The organism is Pedobacter sp. WC2423, from assembly GCF_040822065.1.
In the GTDB taxonomy this organism is placed as follows: domain Bacteria; phylum Bacteroidota; class Bacteroidia; order Sphingobacteriales; family Sphingobacteriaceae; genus Pedobacter.
In genome coordinates, this window is record NZ_CP162005.1 from 4,282,246 (window position 1) to 4,301,695 (window position 19,450).

The 19,450-nt window shown below is 39.5% G+C and carries 18 protein-coding genes; 7 read left to right on the forward strand and 11 right to left on the reverse strand.

What is annotated here, in order from left to right; translation table 11 throughout:
• Nucleotides 1–120 precede the first annotated feature (120 nt).
• The 3 genes from AB3G38_RS17885 to AB3G38_RS17895 all read right to left on the reverse strand — a co-directional run bounded on the left by AB3G38_RS17885 (nt 121) and on the right by AB3G38_RS17895 (nt 3,724).
• Nucleotides 121–1,401 carry a replication-associated recombination protein A gene (locus tag AB3G38_RS17885; RefSeq protein ID WP_367865172.1) on the reverse strand — a complete coding sequence of 427 codons (1,281 nt, stop codon included), beginning with the start codon at nt 1,399–1,401 and terminating at the stop codon, nt 121–123.
• 91 nt (nt 1,402–1,492) lie between these two features.
• Nucleotides 1,493–2,788: a DEAD/DEAH box helicase gene (locus tag AB3G38_RS17890; RefSeq protein ID WP_367865173.1), complete on the reverse strand. Its 1,296-nt coding sequence runs from the start codon at nt 2,786–2,788 to the stop codon at nt 1,493–1,495.
• Nucleotides 2,789–2,920: 132 nt separating this feature from the next.
• Entirely contained in the window at nt 2,921–3,724 is an 804-nt protein-coding gene (locus AB3G38_RS17895) for a DUF4197 domain-containing protein (RefSeq protein WP_367865174.1), read from the reverse strand.
• A 122-nt stretch (nt 3,725–3,846) separates the two neighbouring features.
• Between AB3G38_RS17895 and AB3G38_RS17900 the strand changes: the two genes are divergently transcribed.
• Nucleotides 3,847–4,425: an RNA polymerase sigma factor gene (locus AB3G38_RS17900; protein ID WP_367868774.1), complete on the forward strand. Its 579-nt coding sequence runs from the start codon at nt 3,847–3,849 to the stop codon at nt 4,423–4,425.
• Nucleotides 4,418–5,356, forward strand: a complete 939-nt coding sequence (locus AB3G38_RS17905) for an energy transducer TonB (RefSeq protein WP_367865175.1) — start codon at nt 4,418–4,420, stop codon at nt 5,354–5,356. Before AB3G38_RS17900 ends, AB3G38_RS17905 begins: the two co-directional genes overlap by 8 nt.
• A gap of 68 nt (nt 5,357–5,424) precedes the next feature.
• Here AB3G38_RS17905 and AB3G38_RS17910 read toward each other — a convergent pair whose 3' ends face one another.
• The 8 genes from AB3G38_RS17910 to AB3G38_RS17945 all read right to left on the reverse strand — a co-directional run bounded on the left by AB3G38_RS17910 (nt 5,425) and on the right by AB3G38_RS17945 (nt 12,679).
• Nucleotides 5,425–6,453, reverse strand: coding sequence for an anion permease (locus AB3G38_RS17910; RefSeq protein ID WP_367865176.1), 1,029 nt, complete (start codon nt 6,451–6,453; stop codon nt 5,425–5,427).
• An 11-nt stretch (nt 6,454–6,464) separates the two neighbouring features.
• Nucleotides 6,465–7,106: a DUF47 domain-containing protein gene (locus AB3G38_RS17915; RefSeq protein ID WP_068404177.1), complete on the reverse strand. Its 642-nt coding sequence runs from the start codon at nt 7,104–7,106 to the stop codon at nt 6,465–6,467.
• Nucleotides 7,107–7,193: 87 nt separating this feature from the next.
• The gene (locus tag AB3G38_RS17920; protein ID WP_367865177.1) at nt 7,194–8,219 is read right to left on the reverse strand and encodes a sensor histidine kinase; all 1,026 of its coding nucleotides are present in this window, start codon (nt 8,217–8,219) and stop codon (nt 7,194–7,196) included.
• Nucleotides 8,220–8,272: 53 nt separating this feature from the next.
• The gene (locus AB3G38_RS17925) at nt 8,273–9,046 is read right to left on the reverse strand and encodes a TIGR03915 family putative DNA repair protein (RefSeq protein ID WP_367865178.1); all 774 of its coding nucleotides are present in this window, start codon (nt 9,044–9,046) and stop codon (nt 8,273–8,275) included.
• The gene (locus AB3G38_RS17930) at nt 9,047–10,303 is read right to left on the reverse strand and encodes a putative DNA modification/repair radical SAM protein (protein ID WP_367865179.1); all 1,257 of its coding nucleotides are present in this window, start codon (nt 10,301–10,303) and stop codon (nt 9,047–9,049) included.
• 46 nt (nt 10,304–10,349) lie between these two features.
• Nucleotides 10,350–11,003, reverse strand: coding sequence for an HD domain-containing protein (locus tag AB3G38_RS17935; RefSeq protein ID WP_367868775.1), 654 nt, complete (start codon nt 11,001–11,003; stop codon nt 10,350–10,352).
• Between the two features lie 38 nt (nt 11,004–11,041).
• On the reverse strand, nt 11,042–11,293 hold the full coding sequence (locus tag AB3G38_RS17940; RefSeq protein WP_367865180.1) for a helix-turn-helix domain-containing protein: 252 nt from the start codon (nt 11,291–11,293) through the stop codon (nt 11,042–11,044).
• Between the two features lie 180 nt (nt 11,294–11,473).
• Nucleotides 11,474–12,679 carry a class I SAM-dependent RNA methyltransferase gene (locus tag AB3G38_RS17945; RefSeq protein ID WP_367865181.1) on the reverse strand — a complete coding sequence of 402 codons (1,206 nt, stop codon included), beginning with the start codon at nt 12,677–12,679 and terminating at the stop codon, nt 11,474–11,476.
• A gap of 71 nt (nt 12,680–12,750) precedes the next feature.
• Between AB3G38_RS17945 and AB3G38_RS17950 the strand changes: the two genes are divergently transcribed.
• From AB3G38_RS17950 to AB3G38_RS17970, 5 genes are all read left to right on the forward strand, one after another.
• On the forward strand, nt 12,751–13,119 hold the full coding sequence (locus AB3G38_RS17950; RefSeq protein WP_068404163.1) for a DUF3127 domain-containing protein: 369 nt from the start codon (nt 12,751–12,753) through the stop codon (nt 13,117–13,119).
• 186 nt (nt 13,120–13,305) lie between these two features.
• Nucleotides 13,306–15,096, forward strand: coding sequence for a sensor histidine kinase (locus AB3G38_RS17955; protein ID WP_367865182.1), 1,791 nt, complete (start codon nt 13,306–13,308; stop codon nt 15,094–15,096).
• A gap of 13 nt (nt 15,097–15,109) precedes the next feature.
• The gene (locus AB3G38_RS17960; RefSeq protein WP_068404157.1) at nt 15,110–15,802 is read left to right on the forward strand and encodes a response regulator transcription factor; all 693 of its coding nucleotides are present in this window, start codon (nt 15,110–15,112) and stop codon (nt 15,800–15,802) included.
• Nucleotides 15,803–15,932: 130 nt separating this feature from the next.
• The gene (locus tag AB3G38_RS17965) at nt 15,933–17,051 is read left to right on the forward strand and encodes a M57 family metalloprotease (protein WP_367865183.1); all 1,119 of its coding nucleotides are present in this window, start codon (nt 15,933–15,935) and stop codon (nt 17,049–17,051) included.
• Between the two features lie 137 nt (nt 17,052–17,188).
• Complete coding sequence (locus tag AB3G38_RS17970; RefSeq protein ID WP_367865184.1) at nt 17,189–19,444, forward strand: helix-turn-helix domain-containing protein; 2,256 nt, start codon at nt 17,189–17,191, stop codon at nt 19,442–19,444.
• The last annotated feature ends 6 nt before the right edge of the window (nt 19,445–19,450 follow it).

Here is a 19,450-nt window from a genome sequence, read left to right on the forward strand (position 1 = left end):
TAAATTTCCGGGTACAACTAATCGGAGATTGTCTGAAAATATTGAAATTGACTACAATTGTGTACAATTTGTTTTGAAGAAGATAAAATAATTAGCACAAATGTTTAATCACCATCAATGCTAGTAATCATATTTATCTTTCCAGTTCTGCTTCAGCTTTTCGCGGAGTTTATCTTCTGCCGGATTATGTCCGGGATCATACAGCTTAGTTCCGCTGATCAGGTCAGGCAGATATTCCTGCGCTGCGAAGTTCCCCTCATAGCCATGTGAATATTTATAATCTTTCCCATAACCGATGTTTTTCATCAGTTTAGTAGGTGCATTTCTGATATGCAGGGGAACAGGTAAATTACCAGTCTGTTTAACCAGTTGCTGTGCTTTATTGATCGCTTCGTACGATGCATTACTTTTTACTGAAGAAGCGAGGTAAGTTACCGCCTGCGAAAGAATAATCCGGGCTTCAGGATAACCAATCACATTGACCGCCTGGAAACAGTTATTCGCTAACAATAGCGCATTTGGGTTGGCATTGCCAATATCTTCGGAAGCGAGTATCAGTAACCTTCTGGCAATAAACAGCGGGTCTTCACCACCTTCAATCATTCTGGCCAGCCAGTAAACTGCGGCATTGGGATCGCTTCCCCTTATTGATTTGATGAAGGCAGAGATAATATCATAGTGCTGTTCCCCGGCTTTATCATATAAAGCGAGGTTCTGCTGTGCATGTTTTAATACATTTTCATTGGTCAGTACGATTTGATTACCACCTATACCGTTAATCGCAATTTCAAGTACATTTAATAACTTCCTGGCATCGCCGCCAGATAAGCGAATTAAAGCCTCATGCTCCTGAATGGTAATTTTCTTTTCCTTCAGCATCACATCCTCCCGGATTGCAGTCTGCAATAAACCAGAGAGTTCATCCTCATCCAGAGATTTCAGAATATAAACCTGGCAGCGGGATAATAAAGCGGAGATAACTTCGAAAGAAGGGTTTTCTGTAGTCGCACCAATTAAAGTAACCAGTCCGCGTTCTACTGCGCCCAGTAAGCTATCTTGTTGTGATTTACTGAACCTGTGGATCTCATCAATAAATAAGATCGGCAAACCCAGAAAGCTGTCTTTTAATAGTGCTGCCTTATCAATAACCTCGCGGATATCTTTTACCCCTGAATTGATCGCGCTCAGGTTAAAGAACGGACGGTCCAGTGTTTGAGAAATGATATAAGCTAAAGTGGTTTTTCCGACTCCGGGAGGGCCCCAGAAGATCATTGACGGAAGCTGTCCGCTTTGTATCGCTTTGCGCAAAACTGCATCTGGTCCTACCAAATGTTGTTGTCCAACATATTCGTCCAGATTTTGCGGACGCATGCGTTCTGCTAATGGAGGTAGGTTTTGCATAAATGTAAAGATAAAAAAACAGGAGCAATAAAAATTGCTCCTGCCTTAGAACTGCTTAAAGTTTACAAAATAAGCATAAACAGTTTTTATATTATTCAGCTTTTGGAGCTGCACCTTCTGCTTTGGTTGCTGAGCCTTCAGCTCTCGAAGAAGAACCATCAGTTTTAGGTTTCTTTTTCCAGAACTTGCGCTGAGGTGCTTTTCTGTCTCTGTTATGTTCAGGTCTTGAAGACGAAGTTGCTGCTGTTTCTACTGGCGCTTCCCCTAAATGTTCAGGTAAAGGCATTCTTTCAATAGTTTTATCAATCAGCTTCTCAATATTTGCGAACTTACGTTTATCCTTATCATTCACTAAAGTAATGGCTGTACCAGTTGTAGCAGCTCTTGCTGTACGGCCAATCCTGTGAATATAATCTTCAGGATCATGTGGTACATCAAAGTTAATAACCAATGAAATTCCTTCTACATCAATTCCCCTTGAAAGTACGTCAGTACCAATCAATACCGGAACACGTTTATTCTTAAATTCTGATAAAATAGCTTCTCTTTCCTTTTGTCCAAGATCGGAGTGAAAAGCTTCTGCCTTAAAGCCAAGCCCACGGAATACTTTACCCAGGTTTTTAACTTTTTCTTTCGTAGAGGCAAAAATCAGAATACTTGGGAAATCAACATTTTTCATCAGCTCAGTCAGTAATTTTACCTTTTGGGTATCATGTACGATATAAGCTTGCTGATTAATTCCCGCTGCTGGTTTAGAGATTGCAATACTGATCTGCTCAGGATCCTTTAATAAAGTGCCCGCAAGCTTTCTTATTTTAGGAGGCATCGTTGCAGAGAACAATACAGTTTGTCTTTTTTCAGGAAGGAAACTTACAATGCGCATAATATCATCATAAAAGCCCATGTCAAGCATTCTGTCTGCTTCATCCAGCACAAGATGCTGTAACTGGTCCAGCTTCAGTAAGCCTGAAGAAAGATGGGAAATTAGTCTTCCTGGTGTAGCAATGATAATATCAACACCCTCACGCATACTTCTTTTCTGCTGTTCATAAGCAATACCATCTCCACCACCATATACGGTAAGCGAGCTGATATTTGTAAAATAGGAGAGTGCTTCAACCTGCAAATCAATTTGCTGTGCAAGTTCACGTGTAGGAGCAAGGATAAGGGTATTGTTATGGCGGTTCTCCGTCTGGCTGATCATATTCATGACCGGCAGCAAATAAGCACCTGTTTTACCCGTACCCGTTTGGGCACACGCTATCAAATCTTTTTTTGCTAAGATAAGGGGAATTGCTTCCTGTTGTATAGGGGTTGCATTTCTGAAACCCATTGCTAATAAACCCTCTAATAAATCAGGGTTAAAATTAAAATCTTTAAAATCCAATATACTTGTATGTTATTCGTAATTGTTCAGCATAAAAGTAGCCTTTATTTTTATCTTAATGTAGATTTTTTTAAGGGCTATAAAGCTTGCAATCAATATTTAACTAAATTTAAATTAATCCGCTGATTAATTTTATTTTTTCTGATCTGCGTATCCGAATACTTTCTGAAGTAAAGGGGTGGTACGTACGCCTAAATTATTTCTGATGGTCAGTTCTTCCTGTGCAACCTGAATGAACATTCCTTCCACTGCTTTTTGAGTTACATAAGCCGGAAGATCAGTTGTGACTGGTTTAACCAGTGGTAATTTATTGTATTGTCCGGTCGCATCGCCCCAGTATTTAGCTGCACCGACTTTACTTAAACTTTTATTTACAACAGGTCTGAACTTCTCTAAAAGCTGCGCTGTAGTCGACTTTTTAAAGTATTCAGTTGCTGAGTTTTCCCCGCCTAATAAAATATTTGTGGCATCGGTAATCGTCATTTTTTTGATGGCGGATACAAATATTGGTTTAGCCTCCTTTGCCGCATCTTCTGCCGCTCTGTTTAAGCTCATCACCACATTATCTGCCAGAGAACCCAGGCCAATGCTTCTTAACGTTCTCTCTACCTTTTGCGCTTCAGGAGGGAATAAAATTTTAACCGCCATATTTCCCAGAAAACCATCCTTCAAAGATAACTGGTCTGCTCCTTTTGAAATCCCTGCCTCCAAAGCTTGTTTAATCCCGCTGCCTATTTCTAAATTGGAAGGCCTGGCCAACGGACTTGTTGTAGAAGTCGTTACTGTTGTGGTGGTGGTGGTTTGCGTAGGCGCAGGCTTAGTCTCAGTTGCAGCTTTTACCTTTTTTAACAGATCCCCAAGAGATTGACTTTGTGCAGTATAGCTATTGAACGCAAGAACTGCAAAAGCCAGAGAGGCGAGTTTAAATTTATTCATGTTTTTCTTGTAAAATCAATAGTAAGCAAATTTCTGGCCATTAAATACTGATTATCAATTTTAAACAGGCGCAGAGTCAGAAAATATTTTTATACTTGAAGAGAATTTTCCATCAGCTACAATTGAAATTTATAAAGAATACAACAGGAATTAAAGATCTCGATGATGCAGCACTTCTTTTGCGGTACAAAAGTACAGGAAGTCTGGATGCATTGGGTGCGCTTTATAACCGGTATATGCACCTGGTTTACGGGGTTTGTCTGAATTATTTCAAGGAAGAAGAATCCAGTAAGGATGCAGTCATGCAGATTTTCGAGGAGCTGGTTGTGAAATTAAAAATTCATGAAGTGCAGAATTTCAAAAGCTGGCTGCACGTATTGACCAGAAATCATTGTTTAATGGCGCTGAGGAAGTTAGCTAAAAACAATACCGTGTCTATTGATGATACTTTTGTGGAAAATACCGACTTTGTGCATCTGGATATAGATGATACCAAAGAAACGCAGCTGACCGTTATGGAAAAGTGCATGGAAACCCTGACCGAAGAACAGCGCAAAAGCGTTGACTTATTCTATCTTCAGGAAAAATGTTATAAAGAAGTTGCCGAATTAACTGGTTATGAAATGGTCAAAGTAAAGAGCTATATTCAAAACGGAAAGCGGAATTTAAAAATTTGTATAGAGAAAAACAGCAGTGAATAACGATTGGTTAGATATAGAATTACTGGAAGATTACCTGGATGGTAACCTTGACAGCAAAGCTATGCATAAAATTGAGAAGCAGGCGCTGGAAGATCCTTTTGTTGCGCAGGCACTGGCAGGACTAAGTGAATCGCGTGGTAAAGCAGTGCAAAATGTCTCCTTACTTCAAAAACAATTGTATGAGCGTATCTCGCAGCAGCAGGTAACCAGGAAGGAAACCGTATTTACCTGGCAGCGTTTAAGTGTTGCAGCAGCTGCGGCTGTGATGTTTATCTCAGTAAGTATCATGTTTTTCATGAAGGATAGAGAGAAACGTGAAGAGATGGCTAAAAACCAGCCTAAAAAAATAGAAGTTAATATTGCGCCTTCACCAGCTCAGGCTGTGATTGATTCCGCAAAAAATGATATTTATGCTGCTAATATTCCGGTTAAAAAAACTAAACCGGTAATTGTCGGGCAGGAAGCACCTTCAGCAGGATTACAAAATGAAGTTTTAAGAGAAAGAATTGTACAGCCATATGCGATGCAGCGTGCGCCAGTTCAATCAGCAGACAGTAACAATACCGCTGGTATTCCAATGCAAGCTATGCGCAAAATGAGTAAATCAGCGCCAGTAGCAGAAGAGTCAATAACGGGCAAAGTTGCCGGAATGGCTGTTGCTACAGCTATGCCTGAAATATCTGCTCCTGTTGGCGGCTGGGTAAATCTGGATACTTATCTGAATGATCACAATAAATTGCGTGGTACAGGTGATAAACTGGTAGAATTAAGCTTTTTAGTAAACAGTGAAGGAAATCCTGCCGATTTAAAAGTAACCAAAGGGATCAATAAAGAATTCGATGAAGAGGCCATCCGGCTGATTAAAGAAGGTCCTAAATGGGAACAGCCTAAAAATAAAGAAAGCAGGGTAGTTTATACCGTTGCCTTTTAAAGAAAAACCCCTTTAACAATTTGTTAGAGGGGTTTTTTATGCATATGACTGGAGTAAGCCTGTTCTTATTATGCAGCTCCAATACCAGGGAAGAAAAAGTCAACCAGCTTGAAAATAATAGCAGCTAATACTGCTGAGACAGGAATAGTTAAAACCCATGCCCAAAGCAAGCTTACTGTTACTCCCCATCTTACTGCTGAAACTCTTTTTAATAAACCAACCCCAACAATAGAACCTGTAATTGTATGTGTCGTAGAAACCGGGATACCGAAGTGTTCTGTGATTCCAAGAGTTACCGCACCTGCAGTTTCTGCTGCTACGCCCTCAAAAGCATTTACCTTCGTAATTTTTGAACCCATTGTTTTTACAATTTTCCATCCACCGCTCATGGTACCTAAAGAGATAGCCGCATAACAGGTAAATGGAATCCATTCTGGCATTGTATCGCCTGTTTTTAACACTTTCGCTGCAACCATGGCTACATAAATGATACCCATTACTTTTTGAGCATCATTTCCACCGTGGGTGAAACTTAGGGCGGCAGAAGAGATCAACTGTAGTTTTTTAAACCATTTTTCTGCAACCGAAGGTCTTGCATTTTTAGAAAGATGCAGCAGGATAATGGAAATAATTACGGAAATGAACATTCCGATTACGGGAGCAAGTACAATAAAAGCGATGATTTTCAGTATCGGAGCCAGGTTAATTGCTGACATGATTCCAAAACCCAGTGAACCTGCTTTTGCCATACCAGCGCCAGCGAAACCACCAACTAAAGTATGTGATGAACTTGAAGGGATACCATACCACCAGGTAAATAAATTCCAGGTGATTGCTGCTAAAAGTCCGGCGAGGATAACCTCGAGTGTAATGAAATTTTCTACAACCGTTTTAGCAATAGTGTTTGCAACTTTGTGATCTGTAAAGTAGAAGTAAGCAGCAAAATTAAAAAGTGCTGCCCAGAGTACTGCCTGAAAAGGAGTAAGTACTTTTGTCGATACAACCGTTGCAATAGAATTGGCGGCATCGTGAAAGCCATTGATATAATCGAAACCGATAGCCAGTACAATTACGACGATCAATAAGGGTGTAAGCATTTCGTTGAATTTTAAGCGTTTTTAACCAATATAGATTCCAACACATTTGCTGCATCTTCACATTTATCTGTAGCCATTTCAAGTGTTTGAAGAACTTCTTTCTGCTTAATCAGTTCAATTGCATTGGTTTCGAATTCGAATAACCTTGCGATTGCGATATTACAAACATAGTCCGCTTGATTTTCACCACTATTGATACGTACACAGGCATCAGCAATGACACGGATGTTCTTAAAGCTTCTCAATTCTTTGATGGCTTTATCTAAATCTGTACACATTTCAACCAGTAATTCAGCCAGTTTAATCATGGCATCGCCAATATTCGTGATGTTATACAGTTCTATATTACTTGCTGAAGCATGAATATAATCTGCAATATCATCCACAGCACTTGCCAGTGCATGAATATCTTCCCTGTCAAAAGGTGTGATAAAGTTTTTGCTTAATTCTAAGAAGATCGAGTGCGTGATATCATCACCAACGTGCTCAAGGCGTTCAATCTCCTTAATATATTCTTTTCTTTTTTCCAGATCTTTGGTACTTAAAGCAAGAAAAAGTGCTTCTGAGATCTTCAATACATTACTTCCGGCTTGTTCAAACAGCGGTTGGAATTTTTTGTCTTTTGGTGTAAAGAACTTAAAAATATTATTCATGTTAACTATAAGATATGGTTACAAAAGTAGGATCGCAATGTTAAGTTAGTGTTAAGTGTTAACATAAAAGGAATATTTCTTTAAATCTTAACCAATTTTTTGAAGTGTAAACGCAAAAGTAGTCCCGATTTGGAGCGTACTTCTAACCGATATAATTTGCTGATGTGCTTCCAGAATATGTTTGACAATAGCCAGTCCCAGGCCAGTACCGCCAACTTCTCTGGAACGGTGAGAATCAATTCTATAGAATCTTTCAAATAATCTCGGCAGATGTTTTTCGTCTATTCCGATACCATCATCAGTAACTTCAATCAGGTATTGATCGTGCAGTTCAAAGATTTTGATCGCTGTAGATCCGTTCTCTTTACCATACTTGATAGAATTGGAGATCAGGTTAATCATCACCTGTCTTATTTTCTCCCGGTCTGCATTTACAAAAGCCGGGTGCATATACTTATCTTTAAATGAAAGCTGAATCTTTCTGCTTACTGCTTTGTCTTCCAGGGCTTCCATGACTTCTTTGGCCAGGAGTACGAAATCAAATTTCCGGTAATCAATAGGTACTTCACCAGATTCCAGTTTCGAAATTGCGTCCAGATCATTGATCAGGTAGCTCAGGCGTTCTACATTTTTCTCTGCCTTCTGTAAAAACTTAACAGCCATTTCCGGGTCATCCAGTAAACAGTCCTGTAGCGTTTCTATATAACCCTGAATCGCAAACAGCGGGGTTTTAAATTCATGAGATACATTGGAAAGGAATTCTCTTCTGAACTGTTCCTGTTTTTTAAGCAGATCTATTTCCTGCTTTTTAGCACCAGCCCATTCTTTAACTTCATGTTCTACATCATTGATCGGATCAGTACTCACATATTCACCCAGCGCATCTTTCAGATCTTTCCCTAATTTCAGGTTGTGGATCAGTTTATAGATCAGTTTGATTTTAGAATAGATATACTTTTCCAGCAGGTAATAAAACATGATAAAACTTGTCACAAACGAAACCGCAAAAGAGACGAGCATAAAATACCAGCTTTGCTGGAAATGGAAATTTACCAGCCCGATAGACAGGCCAACTGCAAGCGCAGTAATTAAAACCAGGACACTTAACTTCATAAGGGCAATTTACGAGATAATAATCAAACCGGATATTAAATTTAGAATTCAGCTCAATCCTGCTCAAATTGTTTTTCAGTCAGGTATTTCCAGTATCTTTTGGGTACATGCTGTACATGTAACTTCGTGTTTTTCCTGGCCTGAATATTTGTGCTTTTAAAGTAGTCTTTCCAAAGCAAAGCGTACAAACCTTCCTTTTCTGAAACGATAGCATTTGCTATTCCCGTTGTTTTTTGCCGCTGGTTAAAATCTATCTTGATTTCTTCCACTTTGCTCAGATCATAAAATAAACCGTAGTTTCTTTTCAAATCATAAATGATCCACTGCTGATCCGCATACCGGTTTTTGAAATGTGTGGCAATTAATGGTAAAACATTAAAATCCGGATCTATTCCGCAATAAAAAATACCGTCCGCATTTTGCTGAAAGCGGATAAAAGCTTCCATTCTGTGTTTTTCCCGTTCTACTTTTTTAGCTATTTTGCTTAAGGCCAGTACATAAGGATTGCCATAGTTTTTTTCTATAGCCGGGCCTTCTGTAAATAGATAACAGGCAAACTCAAATAATGCGGTATAACCTTCTTCCAGTTCGGAGAGATAGGTGCAATAAAATTTCCGGAGTGCAGCTTTGGATAAATTAGATTGTAAGCCCTTCCAAACCCGGTCAGCCTTTTCCCGTTCATTCACAATATGCAGGCAAGACATAAAAGCATCCGGCTGGAAAGTGGCCTCAGTTTGGAGCTTTACCTGCCCGGGTTTGCGCTCAAACCAGTTAAATACCGCAGATAACAGCCCTTCAAAACTTCCATCAAATATGTAGTTCTGCATTTAAAAAAGAATAAGCTGGCTGGTATCGTACTTCAGATATTTACTCTGACTTTCTGCCTGTATAAATGCTTTAATCTGGCTTCCCTGGTAATCTTTTAACTGATAAGGGCTATCTGCACATTTGATGAAATGTTTAGCGCGGTTATAAGCTACTCCGATTTTTTTGAGCTGGTCTATCCGCAGTTTTCCGAATTTACGCGCCTGTACAATTTTTTTTGCAGAGGTAACTCCAATTCCGGGAATCCGGAGGATCACTTTGTAGGCTGCGACATTAATATCCACCGGAAAATGCTGTAAGTTGCGTAAAGCCCAGCTTAATTTCGGATCGATGTCAATGTCAAGATGTGGATTTGCATCGTTAAGCAATTCGTTGACATGAAAACCGTAGAAGCGCATCAGCCAGTCTGTTTGATATAACCTGTTTTCTCTGATTAGCGGTGGTTGAGAACCTATCATCGGAAGCCGGTTATCGTAGCTAATCGGAATATAACCTGAATAGTAAACTCTTTTCAGCGAAAAATCCTTGTAAAACAAGGCTGCGGTCTGCATAATCTCCTGATCAGTCTCGGGAGTGGCACCAATCACCATTTGTGTACTCTGGCCTGCGGACACAAACTTTGGGGTGCTTTTAATAAGCTTACGTTCTTCTTTAAACTGTACGATCTGATTTTTGATAAAGCCAAGTGGCTGGGTTACCTGCTGATGGGTTTTTTCGGGTGCCAGCAATTTAAGACCACTTTCCGTAGGCATCTCCAGGTTAATACTCATCCGGTCTGCATACATGCCTGCTTCCCTGATTAACTCTTCACTTGCTCCGGGAATTGTTTTTAAATGGATGTAGCCATTGAAGCGCTCTTCCAGTCTGAGTTTTTTTACGATTCTAAGCAAACGCTCCATCGTAAAATCAGCATTTTTGAAAATCCCTGAACTCAAAAACAAGCCTTCAATATAGTTTCTTCTATAAAAGTTCATGGTCAATTCTACCACCTCTTCTACAGTAAATGCAGCTCTTGTAATATCATTGCTTTTCCTGGAAACACAGTAAGCACAGTCAAAAATACAATGGTTGGTCAGCAGGATTTTCAGCAGTGAAACGCATCGCCCATCTTCCGTATAGGTATGACAGATACCTGAAGCATGACTATTTCCCAGGCCTTTATTGTCATTTTTTCTATTTCCTCCGCTGGATGAACAGGATACATCATATTTGGCAGCATCTGCCAGGATATTCAGCTTTTCTCTAAGACGTTCAGACATAATGCTATATTTGCTAACAAATATAGTATTTAAAATGCTAATTATTTTAGCTTTCGCATTCCCATTCCGAATAAAACTGATTCAGGTAAAGTTGCATGAACTGATGTCTTTGTTCAGCAAGCTCTTTTCCGGTCCTGGTTTTCATCAGATCCTTTAAGCGCAGTAGTTTTTCATAAAAATGGTTGATCGTTGGGGCTTCAGAATTTTTATAAGCCTCTTTGCTCATATTCAGGTCAGGCTTGATTTCCGGATCATAGAGCACTCTGTTTTTATAGCCGCCATAAGTGAAGGCTCTGGCGATTCCAATTGCGCCTAGTGCATCTAAACGGTCTGCATCCTGAACAATATCAAGTGCTTTAGAAGAGAATTCAACTTTTCCCAGGCTTGCTTTGTAACTCAGGTTTCTGATGATTTGCTGTACTTCAATAATCGTGGCCTCGCTAAGTCCAAGCGTGCGGAGAAAATTCCCGGCCAGCTGCGGTCCGATTTCTTCATCACCGTTATTGAACTTGCTGTCAGCGATATCATGCAATAAAGCAGCAAGGGTGACCAGAAGTAAATCTCCACCTTCTTTGTTATTTATACTTAAAGCAGTTTTATAAACCCTTTCGATATGAAACCAGTCATGACCAGCTTCTGCTCCCTTTAGGGTATCTTTTACAAAACTGATTGTTTTTTCTTTTATAACATCAAAGTCCATTTGCATGGAACAAAGATATTATAATTCAAATTATTTCATTATTGCTCTAAACGTACCCCGCGGCTATGATCCATCGCAATTAACTCTGTTACCTTAACATCCAGTACAGCTGCAATATGGAATAATCTTTCTACGGTAAGTTTGCTATAGCCCAATTCAATTTTACTATAAGCATTTTGAGAAATTGTCAGCTTGGCCGCCAGATAATCCTGCGTATAATTCCTAAACTCTCTGACTTTTCTGATGTTAGTCGCTACAATTTCGGGTTTTAAATCCAGGAGGTCTTTCATAAGCTAAATTAGTCGTCTTGATTAACTAACGTAATTGAAAAGTGTACGGATTTCAGGTTTTAAAAAAAATATTCCTGGTAGTGGTTAAGTTAGTACCCCTATACAAGTGCCATTCTTAGACCCATAAAAAAAGACCTGTCCGAACCGGACAAGTCTTTTGTATAGTATTAAAAAAAAGAGTTAATCTTCTGCTTTATGCTCCTTAGGCTGAGGCCTTTCTTCTTCAGCTCTGCGGGTACCATCATACAATTCATATTCCATCATACGGCAATCTAATTTACCATTGTAGAATTCAACTTTACGTGACGCTTTTAATCCGATTTTTTTAGCCAGATCAGGATTACCCGTAAAAATATAACCACTGTAACCTTTACAATCTTTCTTCAGGAAATCGCCGATACGTTTGTAAGTAAGTTCCAGTTGAGAGTGGACACCTAAACGTTCTCCGTACTCAGGATTAAATACAACTACACCTTTTCCGCCTTCAGGAACTGGGGTATCCGCGAAATCGCAAACTTCAAAAGTAATTAATGTATCCACACCAGCAGTCTGCGCATTTTTACGGCTGATATCCACTGCATCCTCAGATAGATCTGTCGCTACAATCTGTAAGTCAATATTTTTGATCACCTGTTCTTTAAGAATTCTGCGTTCTGCGAAAAATACCTCTTCATCATAACCCAGAATGTGCATAAAACCATAGTTCATCCGGAATAAACCAGGTCTTCTGTTGGTCGCGATTAATGCAGCTTCAATTGCCAGGGTTCCTGAACCACACATCGGATTGATAAATGGTGATTTCTGATCCCAGTTTGTGCTCATCACTACACCGGCGGCAAGTGCTTCCAGCATAGGTGCTTTTCCAGGAATTTTACGATAACCGTGTTTCGCTAAAGTTTCTCCTGAAGTATCGATAAAAATATCTGCTTCGTCATCTTTCCAGTACAGGTGGACAACAGTTTTATTCGCATCAGAACCTGAATTCGGACGCATTCCTTTCTTGTCTTTTATTCTGTCAACAATCGCATCTTTAACTTTCAGATTGGTGAAAAGCGGGGTAGTTATTGTTGGGTTATCTACATTGGAAGTCACCGAAAAATACCCTGAAAAATCAATCAGATCTTCCCATGGCATAGCTACCAGTTCACGGTATAATTCTTCTGGATTATTGACTTTAAAGCTATTTAAACAGTATAAGATCTGGCTGGCACATCTTAAGTTTAAATTCAGTTTAATACACTCTGTCAGTGTGATATTAAGCTCTACTCCCGTAGGGAAATCTCTTACGATTTCATAGCCCAGCGCTTTTACCTCTTCTACCAAATAAGGTGAAAGTCTTTTGTTACAGGTTAAAATAACCTTACTTTTGTTGTGGAAAACTTGCATAATTATTGTGCTAAGTTATCAATAATAATATAGAGATTTGAACTAGTCAATAGAATAAAAGAGTTATTGTTATGGAATTAAAAGGAAAAGTGCACGAAATCGGTGCATTACAGCAGGTGAGTGAGACTTTTAAAAAGCGTGATCTCATTATCGAATATGCAGAAAACCCAACTTATCCTGAATATATCAGGTTCGAGGCTTTACAAGATAAAACTGCTTTATTTGATAGCTTGAAAACCGGTGATGATGTTGAAGTTTCATTCAATCTGCGCGGTCGTCCGTGGACAGATAAAATGGGAAAAGTTTCTTATTTTAATAGTTTAGTAGTTTGGCGTATCAATGCACTGACCAACAGTGGTGCAGCGGCTTCAACTCCACAATATGCTCCTCCTGCGGATTTAAACAGCGCACCGGGTGAGGAAGATGATCTGCCATTCTAAACCTCTTTTTGAGAAGAATGAAATGGTATAAAAATGCCGGGAAAGATTTCCCGGCATTTTTTTTTGGGCCTGGAATTTGAACCTTACGTGTTAAATTTTGTTAAAATAGAACTTATTGCCTGAGTCTATGCTTATTTTTGAGTTTCGATAATGAAAAAGAGAAGTCTTTGGCTAATCACCGCCCTCATGACCATAGCTCTGCTTGGTGTGTTTGTAATGCAGCTGTATTACATCAGGGAAGCCTACAGACTTAAATCCCAGCTTTTCGAGCAGGAAGTTAACCAGGTGCTGAGTGCTGTTGCCGACAAAGTACAACGTTTAAATGCGGTAAACCATATCAATAGAAAAGATCTGGAATGGCGTATAAAAATGGAAAATCAGCGTCGTGACCGTACCCGCAGGCTGATTGACCTGGATCAGAATTATAAAGAATTAGAAAGAAAAAGAAAATACGATCAGCGCAAGCAGATGATTGATGAACTCAATTATCAGGATGAGATGATCCGCAAAATGTACCTGAGCCCGACTATAATTTCTGAAGCTGATTTTTATGCACTGGAAAACCGGGCCACAACACCGCTGAATGTCGATGTGAACGTAGGTTTTGATGCCAATCTGAATATGATTGGGAGTAATGTGCAGAAAACTTTCCGGCTTGGATCTGTTAAAACATTTGACATAGAGCCTAAAAAATTGCCAGACAGTATTCGCTATCTGGTTTATAGCCGTTATGACAGCAGGCCCTTAAGAGTTTCTTTGCCTAGTTTAAACGGGGATATGCGGTTAAAATTCAGGGTAGAAGATGAGATTGCCAACAGGCGAAGAAATCATGCTCTGAAAGAATTACAGGCAGATACCGTAAGATTACTGAATGAAGGTAGTTTTAATGTCCTGGAAGCAGCAGCTAAAGAAATGAGTCAGCTGGACATTCCATTGGCGCAGCGTGTTTCGAAAGGAACGCTGGATACTTTACTGCGTGCAGAACTGGCGAATAAAAATATCAATCTTGCTTATGATTTCTGGTTAAAAAGTCTGGTCAGTGACCGGTTGGTCTTCCGTAAAATATCTTCTCTGCGGGGAGAAATTTTGCCTGCCAATACTTATAAAACAGCTCTTTTCAGTAATGATGTATTGAGAGATCCCGGTATGTTGTATATTAATTTTCCGAACAAAAGTGCGGCCATCTTTAATAACCTGAGTGTAACGATGGCCTCTTCTGCAGGTTTACTGATCGTACTGATTTCTATTTTCTCTTATACGCTTTATGCCATATTAAGACAGAAAAAAATTGCTGAGATGAAGACGGATTTCATCAACAATATGACCCATGAATTCAAGACTCCGGTATCTACGATCATGATTGCCAGTGAAGCGCTCAGAGATCCTGAAATTCAGCAGGACAAGTCACGTATAAGCAGGCTTGCGGGAATTATATATGATGAAAATGTACGGTTAGGTAACCATATTGAGCGGGTACTGAGTATTGCAAGACTGGATAAGAAGGAATTAAAGTTAGAGACGGAAGATGTAGAAATGAATGAGCTGATTGCTGCAGTGGCAGATAGTATGAGCCTTCAGTTGCAGAAAAAAGAAGCGACCCTGATTTTAAATCTTAACGCATCCAATGCATTGGTAACAGGAGATGAACTGCATTTGTCCAATGTAATTTATAACTTAATAGACAATGCAAACAAATACAGTATTGATGCGCCTCAGATTACCTTAAGTACAAGAAATACTGGTAAATGTCTTTTTATAAACATCGAGGATAAAGGGATCGGAATGACAAAAGAGCAATGTAAACGTGCTTTTGATCAGTTTTACAGGGTGCCCACAGGTAATTTACATGATGTAAAAGGATTTGGGCTCGGTTTAAATTACGTTCAGGATATTATTACCCAGATGAACGGGACAATCAAGTTGAAGAGTGAAAAGGATAAAGGAACAATATTTGAAATAATCATACCCCTAAAATAACGCAATATTACTTATGAAAATTCTATTGGTAGAAGATGATCCTAATCTTGGAATGCTGTTGCAGGACTATTTACAGCTAAAGGGTAAATTCGATGTAGTGTTATGTGTTGATGGTGAGGAAGGGCTCCGTGCTTTTAATAAACAAGCTTTCGATTTATGCATTCTCGATGTAATGATGCCTAAAAAGGATGGTTTTGCTTTGGGTAAGGAAATCAGGAAAGTCAATGAAAATATCCCTATAATTTTTGCTACGGCAAAAGCAATGATGGAAGATAAGGCCTCTGCCTATGATTTAGGGGGTGATGATTACATTACAAAACCTTTCCGTATTGAAGAACTCTTGCTTAGAATTAATGCGCTATTGAAGCGTGTATCTGCTAAAGAAACCAAGGTTGCTGCACCTGTTCAGTCTCAGTTTCAGATTGGTAGTTATACTTTTGATTATACGACACAACTGATTCAGCATAACGGACAGCAGCAAAAACTTTCGACCAAGGAAGCCGAGTTGTTACAATTGCTCTGCTTAAAGCAGAATGCGGTGCTTACCCGGGAAGAAGCTTTGCTAAGTATCTGGCATGATGACAATTACTTTAACGGAAGAAGTATGGATGTATTCCTGAGCAAACTTCGTAAGTACTTAAAAGAAGATCCGAAAGTAGAGATCTTAAATGTACATGGCAAGGGCTATAAGCTTTTGATTAATTAGTAAAAAATATTTTGGTTAAAAGCCGTTTTCCGGAAGGAAAACGGCTTTTTGTTGTTTAACAATAATTTATTTGTATTTATAGATTAATTATTTAAATTAGAGTTATAAAATCTTATTTAAATTAACGCTCATGGAAAAAAGAAATCTACTCTTAATGGTTGGTTTACTGACTATTGGTTTTATTTCCTGCCAAAAAAAAGAAAATCCTAAAACGGTTGATACGAATACTGAAATATCAGCTTCAGCTAAGGCAAAAATCAATAAATTAGGCTTTAGCGCTGCTGGAGCTCAAAAAGTACCAGGAGGGTATTTAGTAGAAGGTGATATCCTTTTGACTGAAAAAATCCTGGATGAAAATCCGGTAACAAGCCTTTTGAATATTGCTAAAACAGAACATTACAGGACCACCAATGTGGTGAAAAGCATGCCGCGGGTTTTTACAATATCAGTATCAAATTTACCAGCTATTTATAGTGATGCGACAAATTTAATGATTGAAAGGTATAATCAGCTTGGTCTTAGAATCTCTTTCCAACGTGCAAATACCGGTACAATCGGGGACATTAATGTTGTTGGATTTAACCAGGGTCCGAATGGTAATCAGATTGTTCTGGGGTCATCTGGTTTTCCAACAGCAGCAGGGCAGCCCTATAATGAGATCAAAATGAATACCAACGAAGCTGCATATGGTACAAATCCGGAATTGTCAAATCTGACTTCGGTATTGCAGCATGAAGTTGGACACACGATTGGTCTGCGTCATACTGATCTGGCAAACAGAGCTTACAGCTGCGGTGGGCAGGCTGTTAATGAAGGCGCTTCTCTGGAAGGTGCTGTATTTATACCAGGTACACCCTCTGGTGCTGATGCGGGATCATTTATGCTGGCCTGTTTAAATGGAGGAAACAGGACTTTTAATAACAATGATATTGTTGCATTGAACTATTTATATGGGACTACTACACCTCGTATTTTCGGGTATGGCAGTGGTTACAGAGGGCAAGAATATTCATTTACTGTATACGGATCGGTTTTGGGTGATACTTTTGCATGGACCGTAAGTAGTAACGGGGCCACAATTACCAGTGGTCAAAATACGCAAACTGTGAATGTTATTTTGAAAAACATTGCTGGCACAGCTCCTTATACCTATCCTGTGAGCGTTTTAATAACCAGTCTGGATGGGACAACCAGAACTGCTACTTTCATTGCACCTTCTAAATATTGCGGAGGGAACTGTCCGCTTTAAACAAAGCAAATGTTGCGTATTAACAGGACGGGTCTGGTAAAATTCCGGACCCGTCCAATTAATAATAAACTACCAGGTGTAATTAATTAGTTTAAAGAAAGCTTTAGTACCTTTGCTTTTCAACAACGGTGCAAAATATGAGTGAATACAACCCTGCTGAGCTAGCGGCTAAATTTATCAATTACACTTCAAGGCATATCTTTCTGACAGGGAAAGCTGGAACCGGGAAGACTACATTTTTGAGGAATTTAATTGAGCTGACACATAAAAAAGCGGTTATTGTAGCCCCGACCGGGATTGCTGCGATTAATGCTGCAGGGGTAACGATCCATTCGCTGTTTCAGCTTCCTTTTGGAACATATCTGCCTAAACAGCCTGCTGTTGAGCCTGTTAATCAGCAGTATAATACACCGAGATCCATCGTTCGTCATTTACAGATGAACACGACCAAAAGAAGAATATTTCAGGACCTTGAATTACTGATCATCGATGAAGTGAGTATGTTGCGCGCCGATTTACTGGATGCGATTGATATGGTACTGCGTTATATCAGAAGGAACAATGCCAGCTTTGGCGGGGTACAGGTCTTGTTTATCGGAGACCTTCACCAATTACCTCCGGTTGTCAAATCTAATGAGTGGCAGCTTTTAGGCGAGTTTTATAAGAGTGTCTATTTCTTTGATGCGCATGCATTGTATCATAATCCTCCGGTATATATTGAGCTGGAGAAGATCTACAGACAGGCAGATTCTGTATTCATCGATTTATTAAATAACCTCAGAAATAATGAAATCACAGCAGAGAATATTACGCTGCTGGAGAAGTATTATAAAGCTGGTTTTGAACCGGCAAAAGACGATAAATATATCACACTGACTACCCATAACCAACGTGCAGACACTTTAAATAAGAAAAGTCTGGAAGAGCTTGGCGGGAAGTCTTATTTCTTCAAGGCCACTGTAGAAGATGAGTTTTCTGAAAACTCTTATCCGGCCGAACATCTGCTGGAATTGAAACTCGGTGCCCAGATTATGTTTATCAAGAATGATCAGAGTGGTGACCGCCGTTATTTTAATGGAAAAATAGCTACTGTTATTCGTCTGGGCGAGGATGCAATAGAAGTAGAAACAGAAGGGGAGCGGGAAAAGATTATCCTGGAGAAGTTTACCTGGAAGAATATAAGATACAGCAATCATAAGGTCACGAATGAGATCGAAGAAGAGGTTATTGGTAAGTTTATCCAGTATCCGATTAAACTGGCCTGGGCAATTACTGTACATAAAAGCCAGGGTTTAACATTTGACAAAGCCATCATTGATATCGGGAATGCTTTTGCACCGGGACAGATTTATGTAGCCTTGTCACGTTTGCGGTCGCTGGATGGTTTAGTACTGACCTCTCAGATTTCAAGAACAGGAATCAGACAGGATCAGAATGTCGCTTTGTTCTCTAAGAACAAACAGCAGGAGGAGGAGTTGAAGGAACAGATTACACAGGAGAGTCAGATTTTTCTGAAAAGTTACCTGATCACCTGTTTCGACTTAACACCGCTTGATAATTACGTTTATGAGCATGTGCATTCTTACAGTAAGGATATCAATAAATCTTCCAAGCAAAAACATGTCAAATGGGCTCAGCTGTTGCTAAAAGATCTGAGTGAAATTAAGGCCAATGCGAATAAATTCCTTGCGCAGCTTCAGCGCTTGTGCAGTGACCAGTCTACTGATGGACTGGCTAATCTGCTGGTCAGAACTACAGCCGCTGAGAATTATTTTAATCCGCTTATCCTGGATCTTTCCAGACGTATTTTTGAACGGATGGAACTGGTGAAACAAGATAAGCAGGTTACCGCTTTCCTGACTGAATTACTAGAGATGGAATCGTTGTTTTACGAGCAATTCAAAAAGATAAGAAAGGCTACAGGTTTATTACAGGCCACCATCAACGGAACAGATTTCACGAAAACTGATGTCGGTTCTTTATTGAATCAGAAAGAGCGCGAAGCACAGATGAAATCTGTGTATGCGATGCCAAATAAATTAGACTTTACGGCTAAAAAGGAAAGAACAAAGAAAACAGCAACGCCTAAAGCGCCAAAAGAAGATACCAAAGTAGTCTCTCTGGAGTTGTTTTTAAAAGGGAAAACTATTGTTGAGATCGCTGAGGAGCGGAAAATGGTGATTGGAACAATAGAAGGACACCTTGCGCATTATGTGGCTTTACAGGAGATTTCTGCTAAAGACATTTTGGGCCGTAAAAAGCTGGACAATATACTTGAAGCCATCAGGGAGTTGAAAACCATGAGTCTGGCACCCATCAGAGATCATCTGGGCAAGAACTTTACTTTTGGGGAAATTAAGATAGGCATTGCTGCCCATCTGGCTGAAAGTTAAAGGTGT

Bases quoted from the DNA above. Each gene is read 5' to 3' on its own strand.
- AB3G38_RS17910 (WP_367865176.1), bottom strand. From the start codon at position 6,453: ATGCTTACACCCTTATTGATCGTCGTAATTGTACTGGCTATCGGTTTC.
- AB3G38_RS17915 (WP_068404177.1), bottom strand. From the start codon at position 7,106: ATGAATAATATTTTTAAGTTCTTTACACCAAAAGACAAAAAATTCCAA.
- AB3G38_RS17925 (WP_367865178.1), bottom strand. From the start codon at position 9,046: ATGCAGAACTACATATTTGATGGAAGTTTTGAAGGGCTGTTATCTGCG.
- AB3G38_RS17950 (WP_068404163.1), top strand. From the start codon at position 12,751: ATGGAATTAAAAGGAAAAGTGCACGAAATCGGTGCATTACAGCAGGTG.
- AB3G38_RS17920 (WP_367865177.1), bottom strand. From the start codon at position 8,219: ATGAAGTTAAGTGTCCTGGTTTTAATTACTGCGCTTGCAGTTGGCCTG.
- AB3G38_RS17940 (WP_367865180.1), bottom strand. From the start codon at position 11,293: ATGAAAGACCTCCTGGATTTAAAACCCGAAATTGTAGCGACTAACATC.
- AB3G38_RS17895 (WP_367865174.1), bottom strand. From the start codon at position 3,724: ATGAATAAATTTAAACTCGCCTCTCTGGCTTTTGCAGTTCTTGCGTTC.
- AB3G38_RS17930 (WP_367865179.1), bottom strand. From the start codon at position 10,303: ATGTCTGAACGTCTTAGAGAAAAGCTGAATATCCTGGCAGATGCTGCC.
- AB3G38_RS17960 (WP_068404157.1), top strand. From the start codon at position 15,110: ATGAAAATTCTATTGGTAGAAGATGATCCTAATCTTGGAATGCTGTTG.
- AB3G38_RS17885 (WP_367865172.1), bottom strand. From the start codon at position 1,401: ATGCAAAACCTACCTCCATTAGCAGAACGCATGCGTCCGCAAAATCTG.
- AB3G38_RS17945 (WP_367865181.1), bottom strand. From the start codon at position 12,679: ATGCAAGTTTTCCACAACAAAAGTAAGGTTATTTTAACCTGTAACAAA.
- AB3G38_RS17970 (WP_367865184.1), top strand. From the start codon at position 17,189: ATGAGTGAATACAACCCTGCTGAGCTAGCGGCTAAATTTATCAATTAC.
- AB3G38_RS17955 (WP_367865182.1), top strand. From the start codon at position 13,306: ATGACCATAGCTCTGCTTGGTGTGTTTGTAATGCAGCTGTATTACATC.
- AB3G38_RS17965 (WP_367865183.1), top strand. From the start codon at position 15,933: ATGGAAAAAAGAAATCTACTCTTAATGGTTGGTTTACTGACTATTGGT.
- AB3G38_RS17935 (WP_367868775.1), bottom strand. From the start codon at position 11,003: ATGGACTTTGATGTTATAAAAGAAAAAACAATCAGTTTTGTAAAAGAT.